Source organism: Borrelia parkeri (assembly GCF_023035815.1).
GTDB lineage: Bacteria > Spirochaetota > Spirochaetia > Borreliales > Borreliaceae > Borrelia > Borrelia parkeri.
Window position 1 is genome coordinate 1 of the sequence record NZ_CP073169.1, and the last position, 18,695, is coordinate 18,695.

The 18,695-nt window shown below is 33.1% G+C and carries 20 protein-coding genes; all 20 read right to left on the bottom strand.

Annotated features, from left to right (window positions below; all coding sequences use genetic code 11):
• Window positions 1-65 precede the first annotated feature (65 nt).
• Window positions 66-803, bottom strand: a complete 738-nt coding sequence (locus bpSLO_RS06515) for a hypothetical protein (protein WP_246990073.1) — start codon at window positions 801-803, stop codon at window positions 66-68.
• Window positions 804-1,104: 301 nt separating this feature from the next.
• Window positions 1,105-1,635, bottom strand: a complete 531-nt coding sequence (locus bpSLO_RS06520) for a P13 family porin (protein WP_246990074.1) — start codon at window positions 1,633-1,635, stop codon at window positions 1,105-1,107.
• Window positions 1,636-1,813: 178 nt separating this feature from the next.
• Window positions 1,814-3,013 (bottom strand): hypothetical protein, encoded by a 1,200-nt coding sequence (locus bpSLO_RS06525; RefSeq protein WP_246990075.1) that lies wholly within the window; start codon window positions 3,011-3,013, stop codon window positions 1,814-1,816.
• Between the two features lie 34 nt (window positions 3,014-3,047).
• A complete protein-coding gene (locus bpSLO_RS06530; RefSeq protein WP_246990076.1) occupies window positions 3,048-4,286 on the bottom strand; it encodes a hypothetical protein in 1,239 nt (412 codons plus the stop codon).
• Window positions 4,287-5,518: 1,232 nt separating this feature from the next.
• Window positions 5,519-6,061 (bottom strand): BdrQ protein, encoded by a 543-nt coding sequence (locus tag bpSLO_RS06535; RefSeq protein WP_246990077.1) that lies wholly within the window; start codon window positions 6,059-6,061, stop codon window positions 5,519-5,521.
• A gap of 238 nt (window positions 6,062-6,299) precedes the next feature.
• Complete coding sequence (locus bpSLO_RS06540) at window positions 6,300-9,659, bottom strand: tape measure protein (RefSeq protein ID WP_246990078.1); 3,360 nt, start codon at window positions 9,657-9,659, stop codon at window positions 6,300-6,302.
• A complete protein-coding gene (locus bpSLO_RS06545; protein ID WP_246990079.1) occupies window positions 9,656-9,841 on the bottom strand; it encodes a hypothetical protein in 186 nt (61 codons plus the stop codon). Before bpSLO_RS06545 ends, bpSLO_RS06540 begins: the two co-directional genes overlap by 4 nt.
• Before the next feature lie 56 nt (window positions 9,842-9,897).
• Window positions 9,898-10,386, bottom strand: a complete 489-nt coding sequence (locus bpSLO_RS06550; RefSeq protein ID WP_246990080.1) for a hypothetical protein — start codon at window positions 10,384-10,386, stop codon at window positions 9,898-9,900.
• 16 nt (window positions 10,387-10,402) lie between these two features.
• Window positions 10,403-11,227, bottom strand: a complete 825-nt coding sequence (locus bpSLO_RS06555) for a hypothetical protein (protein ID WP_246990081.1) — start codon at window positions 11,225-11,227, stop codon at window positions 10,403-10,405.
• Window positions 11,228-11,671, bottom strand: coding sequence for a hypothetical protein (locus tag bpSLO_RS06560; RefSeq protein ID WP_025407593.1), 444 nt, complete (start codon window positions 11,669-11,671; stop codon window positions 11,228-11,230).
• Window positions 11,668-12,051 carry a hypothetical protein gene (locus tag bpSLO_RS06565; RefSeq protein ID WP_025407594.1) on the bottom strand — a complete coding sequence of 128 codons (384 nt, stop codon included), beginning with the start codon at window positions 12,049-12,051 and terminating at the stop codon, window positions 11,668-11,670. The genes bpSLO_RS06560 and bpSLO_RS06565 overlap by 4 nt, the downstream gene beginning before the upstream one ends.
• A 20-nt stretch (window positions 12,052-12,071) precedes the next feature.
• Window positions 12,072-12,428 carry a hypothetical protein gene (locus bpSLO_RS06570; protein WP_025407595.1) on the bottom strand — a complete coding sequence of 119 codons (357 nt, stop codon included), beginning with the start codon at window positions 12,426-12,428 and terminating at the stop codon, window positions 12,072-12,074.
• Between the two features lie 43 nt (window positions 12,429-12,471).
• Window positions 12,472-13,305 (bottom strand): hypothetical protein, encoded by an 834-nt coding sequence (locus bpSLO_RS06575; protein ID WP_025407596.1) that lies wholly within the window; start codon window positions 13,303-13,305, stop codon window positions 12,472-12,474.
• Window positions 13,306-13,325: 20 nt separating this feature from the next.
• Entirely contained in the window at window positions 13,326-13,868 is a 543-nt protein-coding gene (locus bpSLO_RS06580; protein ID WP_025407597.1) for a structural cement protein Gp24, read from the bottom strand.
• Window positions 13,861-14,424, bottom strand: a complete 564-nt coding sequence (locus bpSLO_RS06585; RefSeq protein ID WP_025407598.1) for a hypothetical protein — start codon at window positions 14,422-14,424, stop codon at window positions 13,861-13,863. Before bpSLO_RS06585 ends, bpSLO_RS06580 begins: the two co-directional genes overlap by 8 nt.
• A gap of 68 nt (window positions 14,425-14,492) precedes the next feature.
• Window positions 14,493-15,527, bottom strand: coding sequence for an anti-CBASS protein Acb1 family protein (locus tag bpSLO_RS06590; protein ID WP_025407599.1), 1,035 nt, complete (start codon window positions 15,525-15,527; stop codon window positions 14,493-14,495).
• Between the two features lie 43 nt (window positions 15,528-15,570).
• Window positions 15,571-16,764: a PBSX family phage terminase large subunit gene (locus bpSLO_RS06595; RefSeq protein ID WP_025407600.1), complete on the bottom strand. Its 1,194-nt coding sequence runs from the start codon at window positions 16,762-16,764 to the stop codon at window positions 15,571-15,573.
• Window position 16,765: 1 nt separating this feature from the next.
• Window positions 16,766-17,101, bottom strand: coding sequence for a hypothetical protein (locus tag bpSLO_RS06600; RefSeq protein WP_025407601.1), 336 nt, complete (start codon window positions 17,099-17,101; stop codon window positions 16,766-16,768).
• A 24-nt stretch (window positions 17,102-17,125) separates the two neighbouring features.
• Window positions 17,126-17,905 carry a hypothetical protein gene (locus tag bpSLO_RS06605; RefSeq protein WP_025407602.1) on the bottom strand — a complete coding sequence of 260 codons (780 nt, stop codon included), beginning with the start codon at window positions 17,903-17,905 and terminating at the stop codon, window positions 17,126-17,128.
• Between the two features lie 10 nt (window positions 17,906-17,915).
• Window positions 17,916-18,695 carry a hypothetical protein gene (locus bpSLO_RS06610; RefSeq protein ID WP_025407603.1) on the bottom strand — a complete coding sequence of 260 codons (780 nt, stop codon included), beginning with the start codon at window positions 18,693-18,695 and terminating at the stop codon, window positions 17,916-17,918.

Sequence of the window (18,695 nt, forward strand, 5' to 3'; positions counted from 1 at the left end):
TAATTTAGTTTTTATTAGTATAAGAATACATCAGAAAATAATTAACTTTAGAATTTAGAACTTACTCATTCCATAATTTGAATCTCTTCTTTTTCTTCAAATTCTCCTCCCTCCATAAGTTTCAAGGAGCCAAGCAAAACCTCAATAGTTGTCTCAATCTTTCTGGAATAATAATCAGCTATCCTACAATCTTTCTCAGCTTTTTGTTTAACTTCTCTGGCTTCTTTCCAAAGATCAATAGCAATATCCAATTTTTTTTTAGCCTCAAAAATTCTATCATTCTTACCCTTATTATCTTCGACAGTAACAGAATTCTTAATTTGATCAAGATCAGAAATAGCTTGATCCAAAGTCTTATCAACTCTATCATACTCTTCATTAGATTTAGCCCAAATATCATAAAATTTACTAACCATATTTCTAGCCGCAAAGGACATTTTATAAAGATTTGCCAGAGTCTTTTCATTATATCCACACCACCATTGCAAATTTTTAAATTCATTATCAAAATTTTCCAAAGAAGGCAACTCATTAAAATCAATTTCATCTTTTTTCCTATTTTGAACTTCAAAAATTATATCCCCTTGACCTACATTAACATTTTCTTCCTTAATTTCATCAAGTTCAAAATCCTGCTCCAAAACCTTAACATCTCTATTGAAAGGAACGCCACTAATATTATCCTCAACAATACCGTCATTACTAATCTTACTGATAATACTTCTTAAACCTTCACCATGATTACAACTTGTAATAAATAAAACTAAAACCACTATTAATAATAAACTTACCTTGCGTCCCATAATATACCTTTCCTTTAATTGACAATATAAGGATATATATATAGCATTATATTGCAATTTTATAAAAGTAAAAAAGCATAATTTCAACAAAAATTTAAAATCCTTAATAACTACTATATCAAATTCCTATCTTGCCAATTACAAACTTGACAAGTCCAATATCAAACCCAAATGCTCGTAGATTATATTACAAATTAACAATATTTAATTGTGAATTTAAAGATCTGTTACCTTGTAATAAGGTAACAGAAAGTAAACATATTTCAAACTATACTTATTAAGTTTATTTCAAATTTTATAATCAATACTTCTTAGTAAAAGCAAGTTCAAACGCCAAACCAGCATTTTCTTTGAAATTTATCTCAAATTGAGGCTGAAATCCTCCCAAGGATATACCCAATTTTTCTCGAAGGTTCCTATTATAACTAGACGCATATGTAAAAGGAATTATTATTTCAACAATCCGTGTTACAAACAAAGTAATTCCACCTAAAGACATCAAAGATAATGCAACCGTTGGTGTATTAATACCTTGATGTTGAGAAAGAGAATATATACCACCACTAATCAAACCGAAACCCAACATATCAAATCCTAAAATCAGTAATCCACCAGTAATATCTCCTTGCACGAATGAACCTGTACCAAAACCCACAAAAAAATTCAATAAAAAAGGCACTAAAGTATTTTGTTTATGAATTTCATAAAGTAACAACTTGTTATCCATATTACCTCTAACAACTACAGTATCAGAAGCCATCTCATCATAACTTTGGGAAAAACTAACAACAATACAAACAAAAAATAACATTAAAATTAATACTTGTTTCATAAACACCTTACCTTCAAAAAAACGCTCAACATTTTCATCATATCCTATTATAACATATAAAAAGTCAATAATTCTCTTACCATGATACTCATTCTGTTATAAGATATTTATAACAAAAACTCTATTCATTAAATCCTTTATTGCTTACTCCTACTCTCCCATTCTCCCTTCTTTCTATTTATTCTTCTCCTTCATCTCCTTCTTCCTCTTCTAGTTTTTCTTCTAGTTTTTTTCCTCTATCTAATACCTTTTTCAACAAATCACGAATCTCTTCTCCTCTTTTTTCAACCTCTGTAACTGCATCATTACTATTTTTACTATTGATCAGTGCATTAAATATATTATAAAAATTTTCTGCTGTCATATTTTCTTTTGACAAATCAACACCATTTCTCAGAACAAGAATCTTGTACGATGCACAATCTAACATGGAATTATATTCACTTATTTTCTGCCTAAGATTTAAAACTTCTTCCATAGTAGAATACTTGTCAAAAATAAAGCGATATTTAAAGGGATCGTTCGGGATTCTAAACCCTTTAAATAAGATATCTAAAGTAGGAAATGACATTCTGCCTAACATATACAATAAACCTTCAATAGCAGGCCTATAGCGATCTCTCTTCTCTGATGCATCTACACTATTATAAGCAGACTTAGAAACTCTAAGAAAGGGACACATTGTATGTATTGCAAATGCTAAAGCATAAATAAGATCAGGATCATAACCCATAGATGCATAAATAATTTCTTCATTGAAACGATAGTACCATCTTTTTGCATCAAATATCTCATTAAAGACCAAGAACGGGGAACCTTCTCCTTCCATATTAATAGGTTCATGACCCTTAATAAGCTTTTTTGAGCTATAAAGATCTATTATTTCGTCATAAAATTGTTTTAAAGCTCCCTTTTTTGTTGTTGCTTTTTTTTCTACTAGAAAATCTAAACATCCATTAAAATCTATTTTAGCAATTATGTCTTTTTGTTCACTTGAAGGAGGGATCACAGGAGGAGAAGGAGGGATAACAGGAGGAGAAGGAGGGATAACAGGAGGAGAAGGAGGGATCACAGGAGGAGAAGGAGGGATAACAGGAGGAGAAGGAGGGATAACAGGAGGAGAAGGAGGGATCACAGGGGGAGAAGGAGGGATCACAGGGGGAGGAGGAGGGATCACAGGGGGAGGAAGAGGGATCACAGGGGGAGGAAGAGGGATCACAGGAGGAGAAGGAGGGATTGGTCTTTTGCTCTCAATTACCATTTTATTCGATCTAGCTCCAAACAATTTTGAAACTAAACTTTCTTCTTCTCTTATTTTTGTATTGTGCTCACAACTTATTATCAACACAATCAAAAACATCATATTTATTCTTACCATTAAATTTCCCCTTTTTTGTAATTTATAACAAATTTTAACTATTATTATTCAGCATATCATCAACATTAAGAACTAATCTTTGTTTCTCTCTTATAACCAGACCTCTATTCATTAAGTCTGATAAATAATTCCTTATTCTATAATAAGATAAATTCGTATCTTTCTTAATAACCCTCAAAGACTTTATGGTACGATTATCATATTCTAAATTAGACGCAATAAATTCAAGTGATTCATCAACACTTTTAGACGGTTTTTTATTCTTTCCTACACTAGGAATGCGACTACCTTGTATCTTTTCAACCTTACTTCTTGTAGGTAATGGAACAGAGTGTAATAACTTTTGTTCATAAAACCTATGATAAGCATTCTGTATTATACAAAATACCATCGCTAAAAATATATCTAGACACACAGACAATAATAGTAATGAATAAACAAAAATTATATTAAGATAATCATCTCTAGCAATAACAACAGATGTCCCATTTAAAACATTAGCCGCTTTAATGCGATTATTATTTACAGCTGTTGTTTCAATCAAATTACCAAGTTTAAAACGCAAATCTCTTAAAGATTGTAAATGCTCATCCCTTTGATTAAACAAAGCCTTGTTCTCTTTGACTGCATTCTCAATTTCTCTCATGTAATCTTGCTTCATAGTTCTATATGTATAGTCTAAGCTCAAATGTTTATTCTTGGCAAATTCTATACGACCATTATTATTCCTTATCTTAACATCAATACTAGCTATTTCACCTTCAATTATTCGCTCTTTATCAGATAGTAGTTTACGCAAACCTTCTTCTTTTTCTCTCTGACCTTTTTTAATACTTACAACAGTATCCCTAATAATATCTTCAAACATCAAGCTAAAGAAACTCTCAAAACTCATCCATGAACTTACAGATTGTGTTACAAGTCCTATTACTAATAATACAAATATTGCTACTCTCTCTAAGCAAGCAAACACTGAAGCCTTAAACATACCTTCAAACACACGCTTCCTTAGTAAATACAGAAAATATAATAATATTGAAGATGGTACCATTATAATGACTATTGTAAATGGTAGTGTAAAATATAGACTAGAATTACTACTAACATTATAACTTGAAATCCCTCTATGAGAATGTAACACATTGAAGAAAAATAAGAACAGAGCAAACATTATCAACCAAATGTTACGAATAAAAAATTCAACATTAAGTTTCCAAGAATCTAGAATACTAAACTCAATATTAATATTTTTTTTATTGTCTCTACCTATCATAAAAGCACCTATACCCTAATTATATTACCACACAATTAACCAATTTTATATACCCTTAACTACTTGTAATGAAACACTTAAACTGTAATGAAATACTCAAACTGTAATGAAATACTCAAACTGTAATGAAACACTCAAACTGTAATGAAACACTTAAACTGTAATGAAATACTCAAACTGTAATGAAACACTCAAACTGTAATGAAACACTTAAACTGTAATGAAACACTTAAACTGTAATGAAACACTTAAACTGTAATGAAACACTTAAACTGTAATGAAATACTCAAACTGTAATGAAATACTCAAACTGTAATGAAACACTCAAACTGTAATGAAACACTCAAACTGTAATGAAACACTTAAACTGTAATGAAATACTCAAACTGTAATGAAACACTCAAACTGTAATGAAACACTTAAACTGTAATGAAACACTTAAACTGTAATGAAACACTTAAACTGTAATGAAATACTCAAACTGTAATGAAACACTTAAACTGTAATGAAACACTTAAACTGTAATGAAACACTTAAACTGTAATGAAATACTCAAACTGTAATGAAATACTCAAACTGTAATGAAACACTCAAACTGTAATGAAACACTTAAACTGTAATGAAATACTCAAACTGTAATGAAACACTCAAACTGTAATGAAACACTCAAACTGTAATGAAACACTCAAACTGTAATGAAACACTCAAACTGTAATGAAACACTTAAACTGTAATGAAACACTCAAACTGTAATGAAACACTCAAACTGTAATGAAACACTTAAACTGTAATGAAATACTCAAACTGTAATGAAACACTTAAACTGTAATGAAACACTTAAACTGTAATGAAACACTTAAACTGTAATGAAATACTCAAACTGTAATGAAATACTCAAACTGTAATGAAACACTCAAACTGTAATGAAACACTCAAACTGTAATGAAACACTTAAACTGTAATGAAATACTCAAACTGTAATGAAACACTCAAACTGTAATGAAACACTTAAACTGTAATGAAACACTTAAACTGTAATGAAACACTTAAACTGTAATGAAATACTCAAACTGTAATGAAACACTTAAACTGTAATGAAACACTTAAACTGTAATGAAACACTTAAACTGTAATGAAACACTTAAACTGTAATGAAATACTCAAACTGTAATGAAACACTTAAACTGTAATGAAATACTCAAACTGTAATGAAATACAAATTACTGTCTCTACTAAGAAATTCCTAAATATTTTCCTAAAGACACAAATAACTGTGCTACAAAATATGACGCAGCAAGTGCAGCAACAACTGTCAAAGATGAAACTAACTGACCCTTAAATCCTAACTTGCTCTCAATTAAAGTCAATCGAGAATTGATTTGTACTAAATCAGTTTTAACAACCTCTATCTTTTCATCAAGTTTATCTACCCTAGCATCAAGTTTATCTATCTTTTCATTTAGTCTAGTCTCTACACCTTCTATCTTTTTATTTAAATCATTACTAACAGTTTCTATCTTTTCATTTAGTCTAGTCTCTACACCTTCTATCTTTTCATTTAAATCATTCCTAAATATATTGATCTTGTCATCTAAATAATGAAAATTATCCAACATTCTATCTTGAAAAATATCAAACTTTTCTTCAAGAACATAATAACTAATAATCTGACCATCAAATGTCACACTATGATAATCCTTCTTAACTCTCTCAGGTCGAACTGCACTCTTAGCTATATCTTCATCATTTACTCGTTCTTTTACTTCAACACCCATATACAACCTCTATTAATTCTTTATATTTTAATTAATTATAACATATAAATATATTTAATTAAGAAGAAGAAATTCCTCATAAAAGAATAAGGTCAGTAACAAAAGTTACTGACCTTATTCAGGGTGTAACACATTAAGGATAATAAATTATCTTGATGTGTTACAAATAATATTATATACATAATTCCAAAAAAGTCAACTGATTTTCCCGATTGTTTTAAAATATTTTTCTATTATTCTATTCTGCCATCCTAAAACTCATTGAATGCTCACGTGCTTTAAGCATACGAACAAGCTTATCAGCATCTAAAACATCACCATTGAAATTGTAATTATTAATAATTACTTGTCCCTTCCCATTGCCCTCGCTCTTTTGTATTTTATTAATTTCTTCTGCAATAATTCTCGCCTCAAGATTACGCAAATTTTCATCAATTGGGGCTGGTGTTACTCTTATAAGCTCGCTTTGTCCCATCTCACTAGTCATAAGTCCTGCACCAGGAATATATGTAGGCTTTGTTGTCATAAAATGAGCTCCCTTGCGTGCAAACTTTATCTCTTGAACAGAACCTGCAGATCTCACCTTAGCTATTCTCTTCAAAATTTCATCTAATAATTCTTCAGCACGCTTTAAATCACTATCGCGATTCCAATACCAATTATACGAATTTACCTTATCAATTTCTGCCTGAGCCTTAATTCGCTCCCCTTCTAAACTTTCAAGTTTACGATGACGCTCCATTTCAATTTTTTTAGATTCTTCAGCACCAGTTATTGCTCCACTCTCTTGTTGTCTTTTAGTTTGATACTCACTCTCTACTTGTGCAATCCGTTTTTGAAACTCTTCACCAGATATTTGTCCCTTACTTTGTGCTTGCCTTAAGAACTCAAACTCTTTACTATATTGGTCATCAAGCTCTCCTAACTTCTCCTTTCGCATTGAAATCTCACGATCAAACCCTTCCTCAATACGAGCAAGTCCAACCTCACTCTGTTTAGCTAGTTCCTCTAAATCTTTGTCACGACGCTCTTCAATCTCTTTAATTCTCTGCTCTTCCAACCCTTTAAAAATACCTACAGTAAAACTTAAAGCAGCTGAAGCCATTGCTCCCCAAGGGCCCATACTTGCTAGCATGTCTTTTGATACATCAAATAATGACTGAGTAAGGGTATCTGCACCCCTACCTGCTACAACGCCTTTTCCTAAATCTTCAGTAACAATTTTATTTACAACTCCTATAACACTATCAAAAAGTAAACTAAAATTATTACCTAAACTCTCAGCCACCGCTTCTGTTTTACTTACAATTTGAAGCAAAGTATTCCTATTTGATTCATTAAGTCTCTCAAATTCTCCCTTATGTGATTCTGCAAAATCATGGTAAAGTTTATTAATCTCAGTTTGCATCTCAGCACTAGCCTTTTCTCTCTCAGCTAAAGGACGCATCATTACTTCAAACTGCATTGAAGTCACCTTATGTTGCAAAGCTTTATGTGACTCTACAAATGACCTGTCAGTAGCAGTCTTACCAAATTCATTAACCCCTCTCTGAAGTGTCGTTAGCAAATTTTTATTTGATTCATTAAGAGACTCGAAACTAGTTAAATATTTATCAACAAATGCTTTTTGCTTGTAATTAATAGTACTAGCAAGGTCTCTCATTGCTTTCTCTTGAGCTTCATATGGAAGCATCAAAACCTCTCTATTAAGCCTTGCTATTTCATTTTGCAAATCCTTGTGTTCATTTACAAACCCAAAATTAGCCTTCGCAAAATTATTAACATCCCTCTCAACATTGGCAAGTGTTTTTTGATTCTCATCTGTTAACCTATCAAAACTTGCTCCATACTTAGCAATAAATGCCTTATTTTTAGCATTAATTATAGACTCTAAGCAATGGGTAGCCCTTTCTTGCTCCTCTAAAGGTTTTAGTGCTACTTCCCTTTGCATTTTGAAAATCTGTTTTTGCAAATCCGAATAATCGGCAATCATTTGTTTATTGAAATTATCTTTATCAATTTTATCTTGGTTCTTAAGTCTCTCCTCTCCAGACTTTTTATCCTCAAGAGGAGATTTTAAAGAATCATCTTTGCTTAGACCTAAAAATTTTAACATCTTATCCCAAATATCACTTGCCAAATTTGAAACTCTTTCAAAAAGCTTGATAATTGGATCAAATGCAACTTTAAATCCTTCAACAAATTTACCACCAACATAGGATACAAGCTCTTTAAGCTTACCAAAGAGATCCTTTACTGATGAGCTAATATTATTTACAGGCCTTACAAGTACTAAAAACCCTTGTTTTATTTTATCAAAACCCATCATAAGAATGCTAAACCACAATTTAAATCCCTCGACAACTTTATTACCAACATAAGATACAATCTGTTTTATCTTATCAAAAACCATCATCATGGCATTCAACCACAATTTAAATCCAGCAACCCATGTTTGAATATAATAATTTACAAGATCTCCCAACTTACTGAATAAAAAAATTGTTGCCGAGATTACTTTTGTAAGAGGATCTAAAAACCCTACAATTAACCATTGCTTCATTTTTTCAAAACCTATCATAAGAGGTTCAAGCGCTTGACCAAGCTCAAGGAAGAGTTTTTCACTCATTTTAGATGTTTGAAGCTGGGCATCTGATAAAGTTTTTGCTTCACGAGCAGTATTTTTATAAAATTTACCACCCTCACTTGTAGCCTTTCTTAAGGCACCGCTTAATTCTTCAAATCCAAGTCTACCCTCACTTGCCATTTCAAATAAAGAATCGCCTGCTACTCCTGCTTCTTCTGCTAAAATATCAGTAATATCAACTCCAACATCACGAAGGGACTCAAGGTCTTCTAATGCAATCCTATTACTAGCCTCCACTTTGGAGTACACTTCAGCTAACTTCTCAAGCCCTTCACTACTACCTCCTGCAGCCTCTCCAAACATACGCATTCGCTCACTAACTTCAGAAGCAGTTGCTCCATAAGAAAGCATGGTTTTAGATGCATTATTTATAGCCTCACAAGTAAACAACGTCTCTTCACCAAACGACCTCATATCATCAGCTAAGGCCCTCCCCACGTCAGCATTACCTAACATATTAGAAAAGACACCAACTTCTTCATTAAATGAAGCTACAGCGTCTAGAGACCCTGTAAATATTCCCGAAATAGCTGAACCTATCTTTTCAACCGCTTTTATAATTAATGTTATTGGCAACACACTACTTACAAGTCTATCTAAAGCCTCCCCAACCCCTTGAACCAACCCTTTTACATTAATTAAACTTTTACCAAGGCCTTTCAACGTGCTCCTTAAAGTCTTGATGTTTTTAGTTTTATCACCAACACCTTTAATCGAGTCAGCAAGCTTTTTAAAATTTTTCCCCATTTTATCAGCTTGTGAAATCAAAGCATCATAAACTGTCCCAACATTAGCCCCAGTCTTAGCAGCACTCTCCAATTTTGATTTCAAGTCATTTAGGTTTTTAAATTCTTGTTTTGCTATTCTCTCAAGTGCACTAGATATAGTGTCTAATTTATCATTATTACTAGTAGCAATTGAGAGAGGAATTATAATCTCATCAAGTGTCATTTACCTATGCTCTCACTCTCAAGTTTTTTAATGTAAAGATTAAGTTCATTTAAAACAAGTACAAACCAATAATTTTGATTATAAAGTCCACCTTCCTGTGGAAGGCTACCAACACTTCTTGAAAGCAGTGCTTGATTTATAAGGTACATTAAGGGTTGCTCATTATGTTTAATCCAACTCATTTCATTTTTCATTTCTTGGAAAAATTCATCTTTTATTCGATCTGCAAACTTCAATGCTAGGGTGTAATAGTCTCGTTTGGCAATATAGTACAAGGCAAGCTCGACTTTTTTGAAGCACCCTCCACTTTTAAGGTATCAGACACATTGTTAATCTCAATTGCTAAATTTGATAACATATCTTGTAAAAGTACAGCATCCTTCTCAACTATTTCCTTAGTTACAAGATTACCACTCTGGTCAAATAGTCCTCTAAAGCCTACAACATTATCTCTCCAAATTTTTTTTACAAATTCCATCTGTCGATTTGTCACGTCCAAAGCTACCCTAGTATCAACTTCTTTGGTAGAATGTTTAGTTAATTTTTGAAGTAATTCAATTTGAAAACCCTTAATTTTTTCAATAAATCCATAATTTACACCCTCAAGTATTACAAATGCTTCCTCACTATCCTTGTAATTAGCATTATCCACATTTCCTTTTCTTCTTATATAATCTGGAATATAAGGCAACTCAATACGACCTGACAAATTAACATTAATTACCATAAAACTATAACCTCCTCTAGATTTCAAAAAATTTAGCGTCTGCAATATAGTCATAAGACATTGAAACTAACGGCTTTGAAAGCGTTACTTGATATTTTTGGTCAATTTTTTGATTTGATAAATCCTGCCCTGGACTAAATGTTGCTATTTGCCCTTGTCCAATCATAAATTTAGTTCGCTGGTCTTCACTTTGACCTTGATTTATAAAGACTACAAAAAACTCATAATTACGAGGGACTATACGTCTTCCAAAATCATACTTACTACCATTCTCATTCTTTTTAACAACATTTCGGTTTACAAAGTGTGAATGTTCTATATAAGTCTCAAGCAATTCTTCCCTATTCTCAGAAGTCTCCTTAATAGAGTACCCTGAGAACTCAACTGTTTGTTCTGGTATCTTACCAATAGCTGATATTGAACCACATACTGTCTTTAATGTCTCAGTAGCTTTAGTTGAACTGATTGAATATGCATTACCAATACAATACGTTCTAAAAAGCAATACTTCAATCTCATCATTATCATCTAAACATTTTTTCAAATCTTCATACATTGAGTCGTGATAGTATAAAAAATTACCTTCTTTTAAATCCAAAGTACCAAGCTTAGAATTTGCACTTACAGTTTTAACTCTAAAAATACATTCTTTGATTGATTTCCACTTACTAGGCTTGGTAGTTGACAGGGACACGTCTTTTACAACCAGGGCCTTAGGCTCCCCGTCAGTAGGAGCAGTATTATTCTTAATTACATTACCCTTAAAGCACCACTTGAACTTAAGGGTATTAACTGATACTAAAACAACACCACAGGGCATTTTTAATTTTTGTTCGGCCATTTAACTCTCCTTTCCCACACACAATAAACCTAAATCACTCCCATTAATCCTGATACCAAGATTGACTCTTACTACAGTTACCATATCACTATCTTGCAAGTCATCATCTATAACTTGCGAGTCATCAATAGTAAATGACTTAAGATAATATTTAGACACCAAAAAGTTAACTATCAAAGTAGCAACCTCAAGACCAAGAGTTGGATGGTCCTTATTATGTGTATAAACTAAAAAATCAAAACCTATCCCAAAAGAATAATCTTTACAACTAAGCACAACTTCTCCTATGCTTTTTAATGCAAAAACTATCGCTGGAAGCTTAAGCGTCGTACAAGTGTAAATTTCAGATTTATAGTAAATTTGTGTTGTTGCAAACTTATTGCAAAATAGATAATTCTTCAAATCCTTCTTAAATGTGCTTAAAAATTGCTTCAAAAACTTCATTTAAGCAACTCCTTTGCCTTATCTTGAAGGTTTTTTGTCCAGTTTGTATACTGCTTACTAACACCCTTACTTTTTATCTTAAGCCATATAGGAACTGCAACATCAGAGAGTCCTTTATAAGAAGCCCATGCTCTAATTCTTGCCAAACTAGGCTTTGGAAAACCTGGGGTGTACACTTCTCCTAAGTCTAACTTCCCTAATAGGGAAGAGTTTACTTTGATACTAATATCAAAACCCTTCTCTGAGTTTACAGATTCAATACTAGATATATCACTAAGACGACCTGGGATTTCGGACCCGAGAACACTCAAATTTTTTCTTATCTTAAGCCCAATTAAGCTTTTAACTCTTTGGAAAATCGATTTTCTTATATTAATCAAATTAACCTCCCTGCAAGATACTAGCCAATACTTAAAAAAGTCTGATGGTCAACTCTAGAAAAAAGAGAATCAAGTTGATCAAGCAAGTGTCTAAACTTACAATCTTTTTGTTGCAAAGCCTTAAAACACCTAGAATTAAATATTTCCGAGTACACAACATCAAGCAATATAAGTAACCAATTTCTGTAAGCTTCTCTTTCTATATGATAGAGACCCAAAATTGATTTTGAATACCTTAAACACTCCAAAAGCTGGGGCTTTAGATAAGATGGTATATCTACATTACCATCCTCTCTAATACACATACTCAAAGACTCTATTGAAGTTGTACTTATCCACATAACCAGAATATCTTTATCATCATTACTCTCACTCATATTAGTAAATCTCTTGCAAAATACTAGCTAGCCTAAATTACTCTCAACTTGAAATAGTAATCTCAACAACTTCTTGTGGATGAAAATGAATAACACCTGCTGACTCCATTGACGCATGAATATAATCACCATCAGCACCTGCAAATCGTCTAAAGAATATTTCAGGAATCATTGGCACAAACATTACTTCTGGATTTGGCTCATAAAGAATTGGATGAGTAAGTCCTTTAAACACTGAAGTTATTATATTATGGTCTTTTAAAAGCGCATCCTTTACTGTTATGTATTGTGGTTCACTGTAGAGATCTAACAAAAGATGTGAAAATTTATGTGGTAAGAGTAGATGATAAAACCCATCAAGTTTTTCCTTATACTCCTCAGATTTACGTTTAGCCTCCACAACCTTTTGATGCAGCGCACTTCCAGTATTTAATGATGAAGAAGATGTACTTGTTATTTTACTTCTTCCAGTAAGTGTTGCAATACCTTCCATCTTAATCTCAGGTTTTCCAAAAATAATTGAGTGATAAGCATCTTTCATAAGACCAAGTTCCAAATTAGCCTTAACTTCCTCCTCACTTACAGAACCATACATCAAATCCTTAAGCGAAATTCTCTGCACTGTATCAAATACATGCATTTTGTATGCCATCTCTTGAAAGAAAATACCACTCCTTCCAATCTCATTACTATAATCTCCAAAACTTGCAGTAACATTATGCTCTAATACTGCCTTACGAGCCACATAATATCCTTGTCTAAGCTCACTCCTGCTTATAATCTTATAAGGCATTAGCTCTTCAAGGCCCTCTCTAGCAAGTTGAACAACATCTCCACGATACGTACCACTTGACTCTATAAAAATACTTCTACTCATACTCTAAAAACCTCCTAAACTTATGAAGAAAATTTCCTATTACCACTAGAATCATATTCATGACCAATCTGAATATCTAATAGCACTACCTTACCTGAAGAAGTAGTAGTAGTACTAGTTCCCACATCCTTGATTCTCCCAACCTGAATTCCTCCCTTACCATCTTTAGAAAGTTTCCCTGATTTAAAAAATACGTACTGACCAATTTTAGGATCTGAGAAAGATGTATCAAGGGTTACTGCCACTTCACCACTTCGTCTAATAGGAACTAGTTCACCTGGTAAATAATTCTCCACCTCATGCGATGCTATATTTGTCTTTCTCATAGCAAATCCACGAATAACATGAATGTTGTTTGAAGAAGCACTAACTGTACTAGATGTTGCTTTTTTTACTAAAATATCTCCCATAGAAGATGATTTACTTGATACTACTAAATCTCCAGGACATACAGGATCTGAGCCAACATCAACTATTCCAGTCTCAGTTTGATGAAGTCCAGATTTATGCTCAAGTCCTGGGGTAAAATTTTTCTCTACTTTAGTAAAATCAAAATTAGACATTTAAAACCTCCCTAGGTATAAGTCTCTCCTTATGTCTTTGTGCTTTAGTATTATTTATGATCTTTCCAACATATCTATTGCGAGAATTTACCATTTGTTTGTAAGCTGTAAGTTCTTGTACAAGTAAACTTATATTCTCAATTTGTGAATCAAGATCACCAGATTCATCTACCCTAAATTTGATGCTATATTTCTTCTTCATAGCATCTAAGAATGCCAATTTCGCATCCTTTATACTACTTGCATTAGCAAATGGGGGAGTAATTTCATACTGCTCGCAAGCTTTCTCTAAATGTGCTAAAAGTTTAGAATCTTTAAAAGCATCAACTTCAGCCTGCTTTTCAGCTTGTTTGCGAGCTTTAGTAAAATTACTCTCAGCTTCAGCTAACCTTCTCTCAAAATCCTCCCTTGAGATCATATCTGGCAATCTTTTAGAATCTGATATTAATTTCTCATATTCTTCAACAGAAATTGTTACCAAATCTTTATTATTGTTAACATCAGAAGACGGGCCATTTGACGAGGATACTTCATCAACTAATTGTTCACCCTTCATATAAACCTCCTTTAAAATTAAAAATCTCACACTTTATATATGTACATATAGTCATTCAATTATCCCTCTTAAACTTTGAGGAACTCCTCAAGCTCAGATTGGATCTTTAAGGTAAGATCCAAATCACCCATTTCTCTAGCTTTCCCTAAAAGCTCTGTATATAAGGCAAGAGTACGTGCATGCTTCTCATCAACTTCTGCTTGCTCCTTTTGACTGATAGGTTTAACCGCTTTAAATTGCCAATTGGACTTAAGTCCAAATTTTTCAAGCACAGTGTTTATAAATGGTGCTACCATCAGCCTACATATCTGCTCAATATTAAGGTAAAATATGTCATAATTCCCAACACTACCCTCACCAGATGGAGAGATGGGATAGAGTACTTCTCTTGGAATCCCTGAATGCAGTGTTATATCAGACACAATAATGTCAAAAGCATCCCTTATAGGACTTACAGAACGTGTAATATTTGCAATATCATCTTCCCTACCAAGTATCATCATCTTATGATTACTGTCTAGCACCCCTTCTATATTTTTCTTAAGTTCGGCAAGGTCATAAGCAGTCATATCTTTTACTGATGGAAGGGTTGCTGATTTTAAGAAAGTGAAATTATTTACTTTCAAAAAACCTACAGTTTCATGAAGTAAAGTGTCCATAATTCTACTACTCTTCTCTAAAGCTTGAAAATTTAAGAACGACGACTTCATTTTAACAACACGGGTTGGATGAATATTTTCAAAAGAAGAATCATCTCCATCACACACTTCTCCAAAATTAAAACAAAGACAAGAAAATCCATGACGAAGTGGCACCCTCGGATCTTCTGAATCTGGAACTACTATATAAAAAGCACTCTCTCCAGAGAGAATTGCTGTGTAAACCATCTTCTTAATAACTCCCCTAAAATTATTATCAAAAAGCTTGGAAAGACCATCTCCTCTCTTATGCTCAATGTCCCTAGATGCTGCAAATCCTGCATATATCTCGGCTACTTGATGTGCAAGCCTTAATGGGTCTCCTGTTGACGCATCACTTGCTGGCATTAAAGGTGCCCTTGAACTGAGATTATTTCTTCTTCTAAAAAATTTAAATTTAAACAAACTTACCTACCCTAACACACATCAAAATTCACACTACGTTCCATCACGCAAAAATTGATACAGCATTTAAGAATGCTGGAATGTACTGCAAATTTTTCTGCATAACAAGATTTGTAGCAGTACCACTCTCACTACCTAAAGATTCATCATAATAATATTCAGTCTCACTAAATTCCAAAATCACATCTTCAGTCTCGTCCCTCCTCAGTACACTAAGATTATTAGGAATAAGATAATCTGAGAGCACATAAAGATTACGATTACGTGCTACTAGAGACCCTCTACCAAAACGAGAGAAAACAAATTTTAATTCTTCCCTAGTATGTGGAAGAACAAATGTCCCTCTAAAACGTGAACATTCACGCTCATAATCTTCCTTTGAGAGTAAAACTTTACTACTAGCATTAGTTACAACTGTTATTGGAAAGTAAGCAATTCTTCCAACAAAAATTTCTATAAAGCAAACTCTATTTCCCTTAATGTGAACTCCTGTATAAAAATTTCCCTGTGCTCTCCCCAGAAGACTCTCATCACAAACTTCAAAATTTTTTATAAATCTTGCTGTCCCAAAATCAAATTCTTCTCCTAAAACCTCAATTCTAAATCCAAGATCATTTCCATGATACGCAAGCCTTTGTTTCTCAAGCCACAAGTCAATATCTCCTCCATTTAAGAAAGGATTATCCCTATACGTACTCTTAATTACACATACTGATGGATTATCTTCATTTGAAATATAACGTTTATAAAGCCAATGCGAGCAAGGGACTGGGTTACTTGACATGTAAATTCTCCCCCCACGCTCTCTCATTGTAGGAATTAGTCTCTCAATATCAGATTCAGTAAACTGATTAGCCTCCTCAAGCCATAGGTCTTTAAAATGCGCATACGATTTAAGGTCAGTTGTATCATGTCCACCTTCAAATACAAACGCACGCTTGCGTCCATATATTAAATTTTTTGTCTCTATCTTAGCCTTACTTACATTAAATTCACGTCTTAAGTTATACCTATGAAGCAACTCTAAAATTTCTTTATGAATTGACTGAATTGTTTTGTTTTTCTTCTTACGCACTGCCAAAGTATCACCACCATCAGGTGTAAACTTTCTCTCAAGATTTACTGTTGCAATATCATAAGTCTTTCCAGTCCCACGACTTGAGTAATACACAAAAATCTCAGCACCAGGTTTTCTTTTGTATGCATCAAAATAAATTGGCAGTCGCTTTAACCTCAACCTATTCTCCCATACCACTCTTCATAAGACGCTTAATCTCCTCATCAGTGTAGGCACAACTACTAAAAACAGAATTCTCTTTACTACTTAATGGCAATTTCTCTTTATTGATGATATCTAAAACTAAATCCTCAGCTTCAGAAATTCCTAGAATAGCAAAAAACATTCTAAATGCATGAAGACTTGTTGCTAAAACATTACTATTTGAAAATTCATACATCTTAGCAACAAATGCCTTTAGTAATACTTCACGAGCATCAGAAGCATCACCAAGAGATGAGAAATTTTCCTCAACAGCTTCTTTCAGTAATTTTTTATAATCAAATTCACTACTCAAAACAACCTCCTACACTACTTAAATTTAAAGATCATACCTAAAAAACGACAAATAAGATAAATTCTTAGGTCTAGTCTCACTACCCCCTGCATAGTTTGTACGATCTGGAAATTTGTACTTTGACATATAATCACCAAGTACTATGTTATATACAAAAGAATAATTACCATCACTCCAATACCAACTATCTTCACGGTATGCTTGATAAGCCTCTTTAAATAAATGGTCATAGGATCTATAGTCAATTTCGTCACGATTTATGCGGTGATTATGATTCCCCAACGAATCACTCTGTGTTGCTCCTAAACTTCTAGAATTTGAAGCATCATAGTGTCTTAAAAACCTACCCGCAAGACTTGGTGCAGATGAGATTCCTAAAACTCTAGTTGCATAGCAATTTGATGGCAAACTTCTACCATCTGGAATACAAAATTTACCCGTATTAGTAAACGCTTCAATAAGCTTATGTCTATTTAGGATTGTCCCTTCAATTGGAAATTTGGCAGTTAGTGTGCCAACAGCAACCTTTTCTATAAAAAAATCAATCATATGCTCTAAAGCAGCATCCAAAGTATCATCTAAAACAGATGAAATATTCTTATCAATAGGATAATACCGTCTATTTGCAATACTCTTACCATCACAAACTGCAAATACACCTTTGTCTTTAAGTAAAATTGGTTCTCCAATCTCTCCCGTGTAACCTTTAGAATCAAGATAAGTGCCAACTCCAAATTGTATGCAGGTATTACTATTTGCAATTCGTAATTTCAAATCATCATAATCCTTATTACTAATACTCATAAACACAACTTCACCAATCAAATCTATAGAATGACAAATACGTTAAATTCCTAGGTCTAGTCTCACTATCTCCTGTGTATTCTGTCCAATTTGGAAAACTGTACTTTGATATATAATCCCCAAGTACTAGGTCATATACAAACTTATAATTACCACCAGACCAATCTCCAGATTTGTAAAGTCTACTAAAACCCCTAACAAGACGACCATCAAAATTAATACTGTCTCTATTTATGTAGTGGTCATGACTTGCAAATGAGTCACTTTGAGTATCTCCAATGCTACGAACTGAGTCATAAGAACCGTTTCTGTCATGGTGTCTTAAAAACCTACCCGCAAGACTTGGTGCAGATGAAATTCCAAATCTCTCCCTTACAAAGCAACCTTCCGGAAGGCTTCTCCCATCTGGCAAACAAAACTTTTTTGTTGCTTCAAACGCTTCAATTATCCTAGACCTAGTAAGCTTTGATCCTTCTTGTGCAAACTCAGAAGTTAAAAAGCCTGGATAAGTATTCTCCAAACATCTCTCAACCAAATCTTCTATGTAAGCCTCCAAAGTATCATCTAAGACTGGTGGTAAACCTTTATTTATTGGATAGTATTTTCTATCCTCACTACTCTTACCATTACAAATAGCAAATAAACCCTTATCCTCTACTACAATCGGCTCTCCAAGCTTACCAATATAAGTCTTCGCCCTCTCCATATCTCCAGCACCAAATTGTATCTTAACGTTATCAGTTTGTAAGCGTCTCTTTATCTCTTCAAAATCATCATCACTTATAGCCAA

Bases quoted from the DNA above. Each gene is read 5' to 3' on its own strand.
- bpSLO_RS06540 (WP_246990078.1), bottom strand. From the start codon at position 9,659: ATGACACTTGATGAGATTATAATTCCTCTCTCAATTGCTACTAGTAAT.
- bpSLO_RS06575 (WP_025407596.1), bottom strand. From the start codon at position 13,305: ATGAGTAGAAGTATTTTTATAGAGTCAAGTGGTACGTATCGTGGAGAT.
- bpSLO_RS06530 (WP_246990076.1), bottom strand. From the start codon at position 4,286: ATGATAGGTAGAGACAATAAAAAAAATATTAATATTGAGTTTAGTATT.
- bpSLO_RS06605 (WP_025407602.1), bottom strand. From the start codon at position 17,905: ATGAGTATTAGTAATAAGGATTATGATGATTTGAAATTACGAATTGCA.
- bpSLO_RS06520 (WP_246990074.1), bottom strand. From the start codon at position 1,635: ATGAAACAAGTATTAATTTTAATGTTATTTTTTGTTTGTATTGTTGTT.
- bpSLO_RS06555 (WP_246990081.1), bottom strand. From the start codon at position 11,227: ATGGCCGAACAAAAATTAAAAATGCCCTGTGGTGTTGTTTTAGTATCA.
- bpSLO_RS06535 (WP_246990077.1), bottom strand. From the start codon at position 6,061: ATGGGTGTTGAAGTAAAAGAACGAGTAAATGATGAAGATATAGCTAAG.
- bpSLO_RS06525 (WP_246990075.1), bottom strand. From the start codon at position 3,013: ATGGTAAGAATAAATATGATGTTTTTGATTGTGTTGATAATAAGTTGT.
- bpSLO_RS06580 (WP_025407597.1), bottom strand. From the start codon at position 13,868: ATGTCTAATTTTGATTTTACTAAAGTAGAGAAAAATTTTACCCCAGGA.
- bpSLO_RS06585 (WP_025407598.1), bottom strand. From the start codon at position 14,424: ATGAAGGGTGAACAATTAGTTGATGAAGTATCCTCGTCAAATGGCCCG.
- bpSLO_RS06550 (WP_246990080.1), bottom strand. From the start codon at position 10,386: ATGGTAATTAATGTTAATTTGTCAGGTCGTATTGAGTTGCCTTATATT.
- bpSLO_RS06560 (WP_025407593.1), bottom strand. From the start codon at position 11,671: ATGAAGTTTTTGAAGCAATTTTTAAGCACATTTAAGAAGGATTTGAAG.
- bpSLO_RS06570 (WP_025407595.1), bottom strand. From the start codon at position 12,428: ATGAGTGAGAGTAATGATGATAAAGATATTCTGGTTATGTGGATAAGT.
- bpSLO_RS06515 (WP_246990073.1), bottom strand. From the start codon at position 803: ATGGGACGCAAGGTAAGTTTATTATTAATAGTGGTTTTAGTTTTATTT.
- bpSLO_RS06545 (WP_246990079.1), bottom strand. From the start codon at position 9,841: ATGAGTTGGATTAAACATAATGAGCAACCCTTAATGTACCTTATAAAT.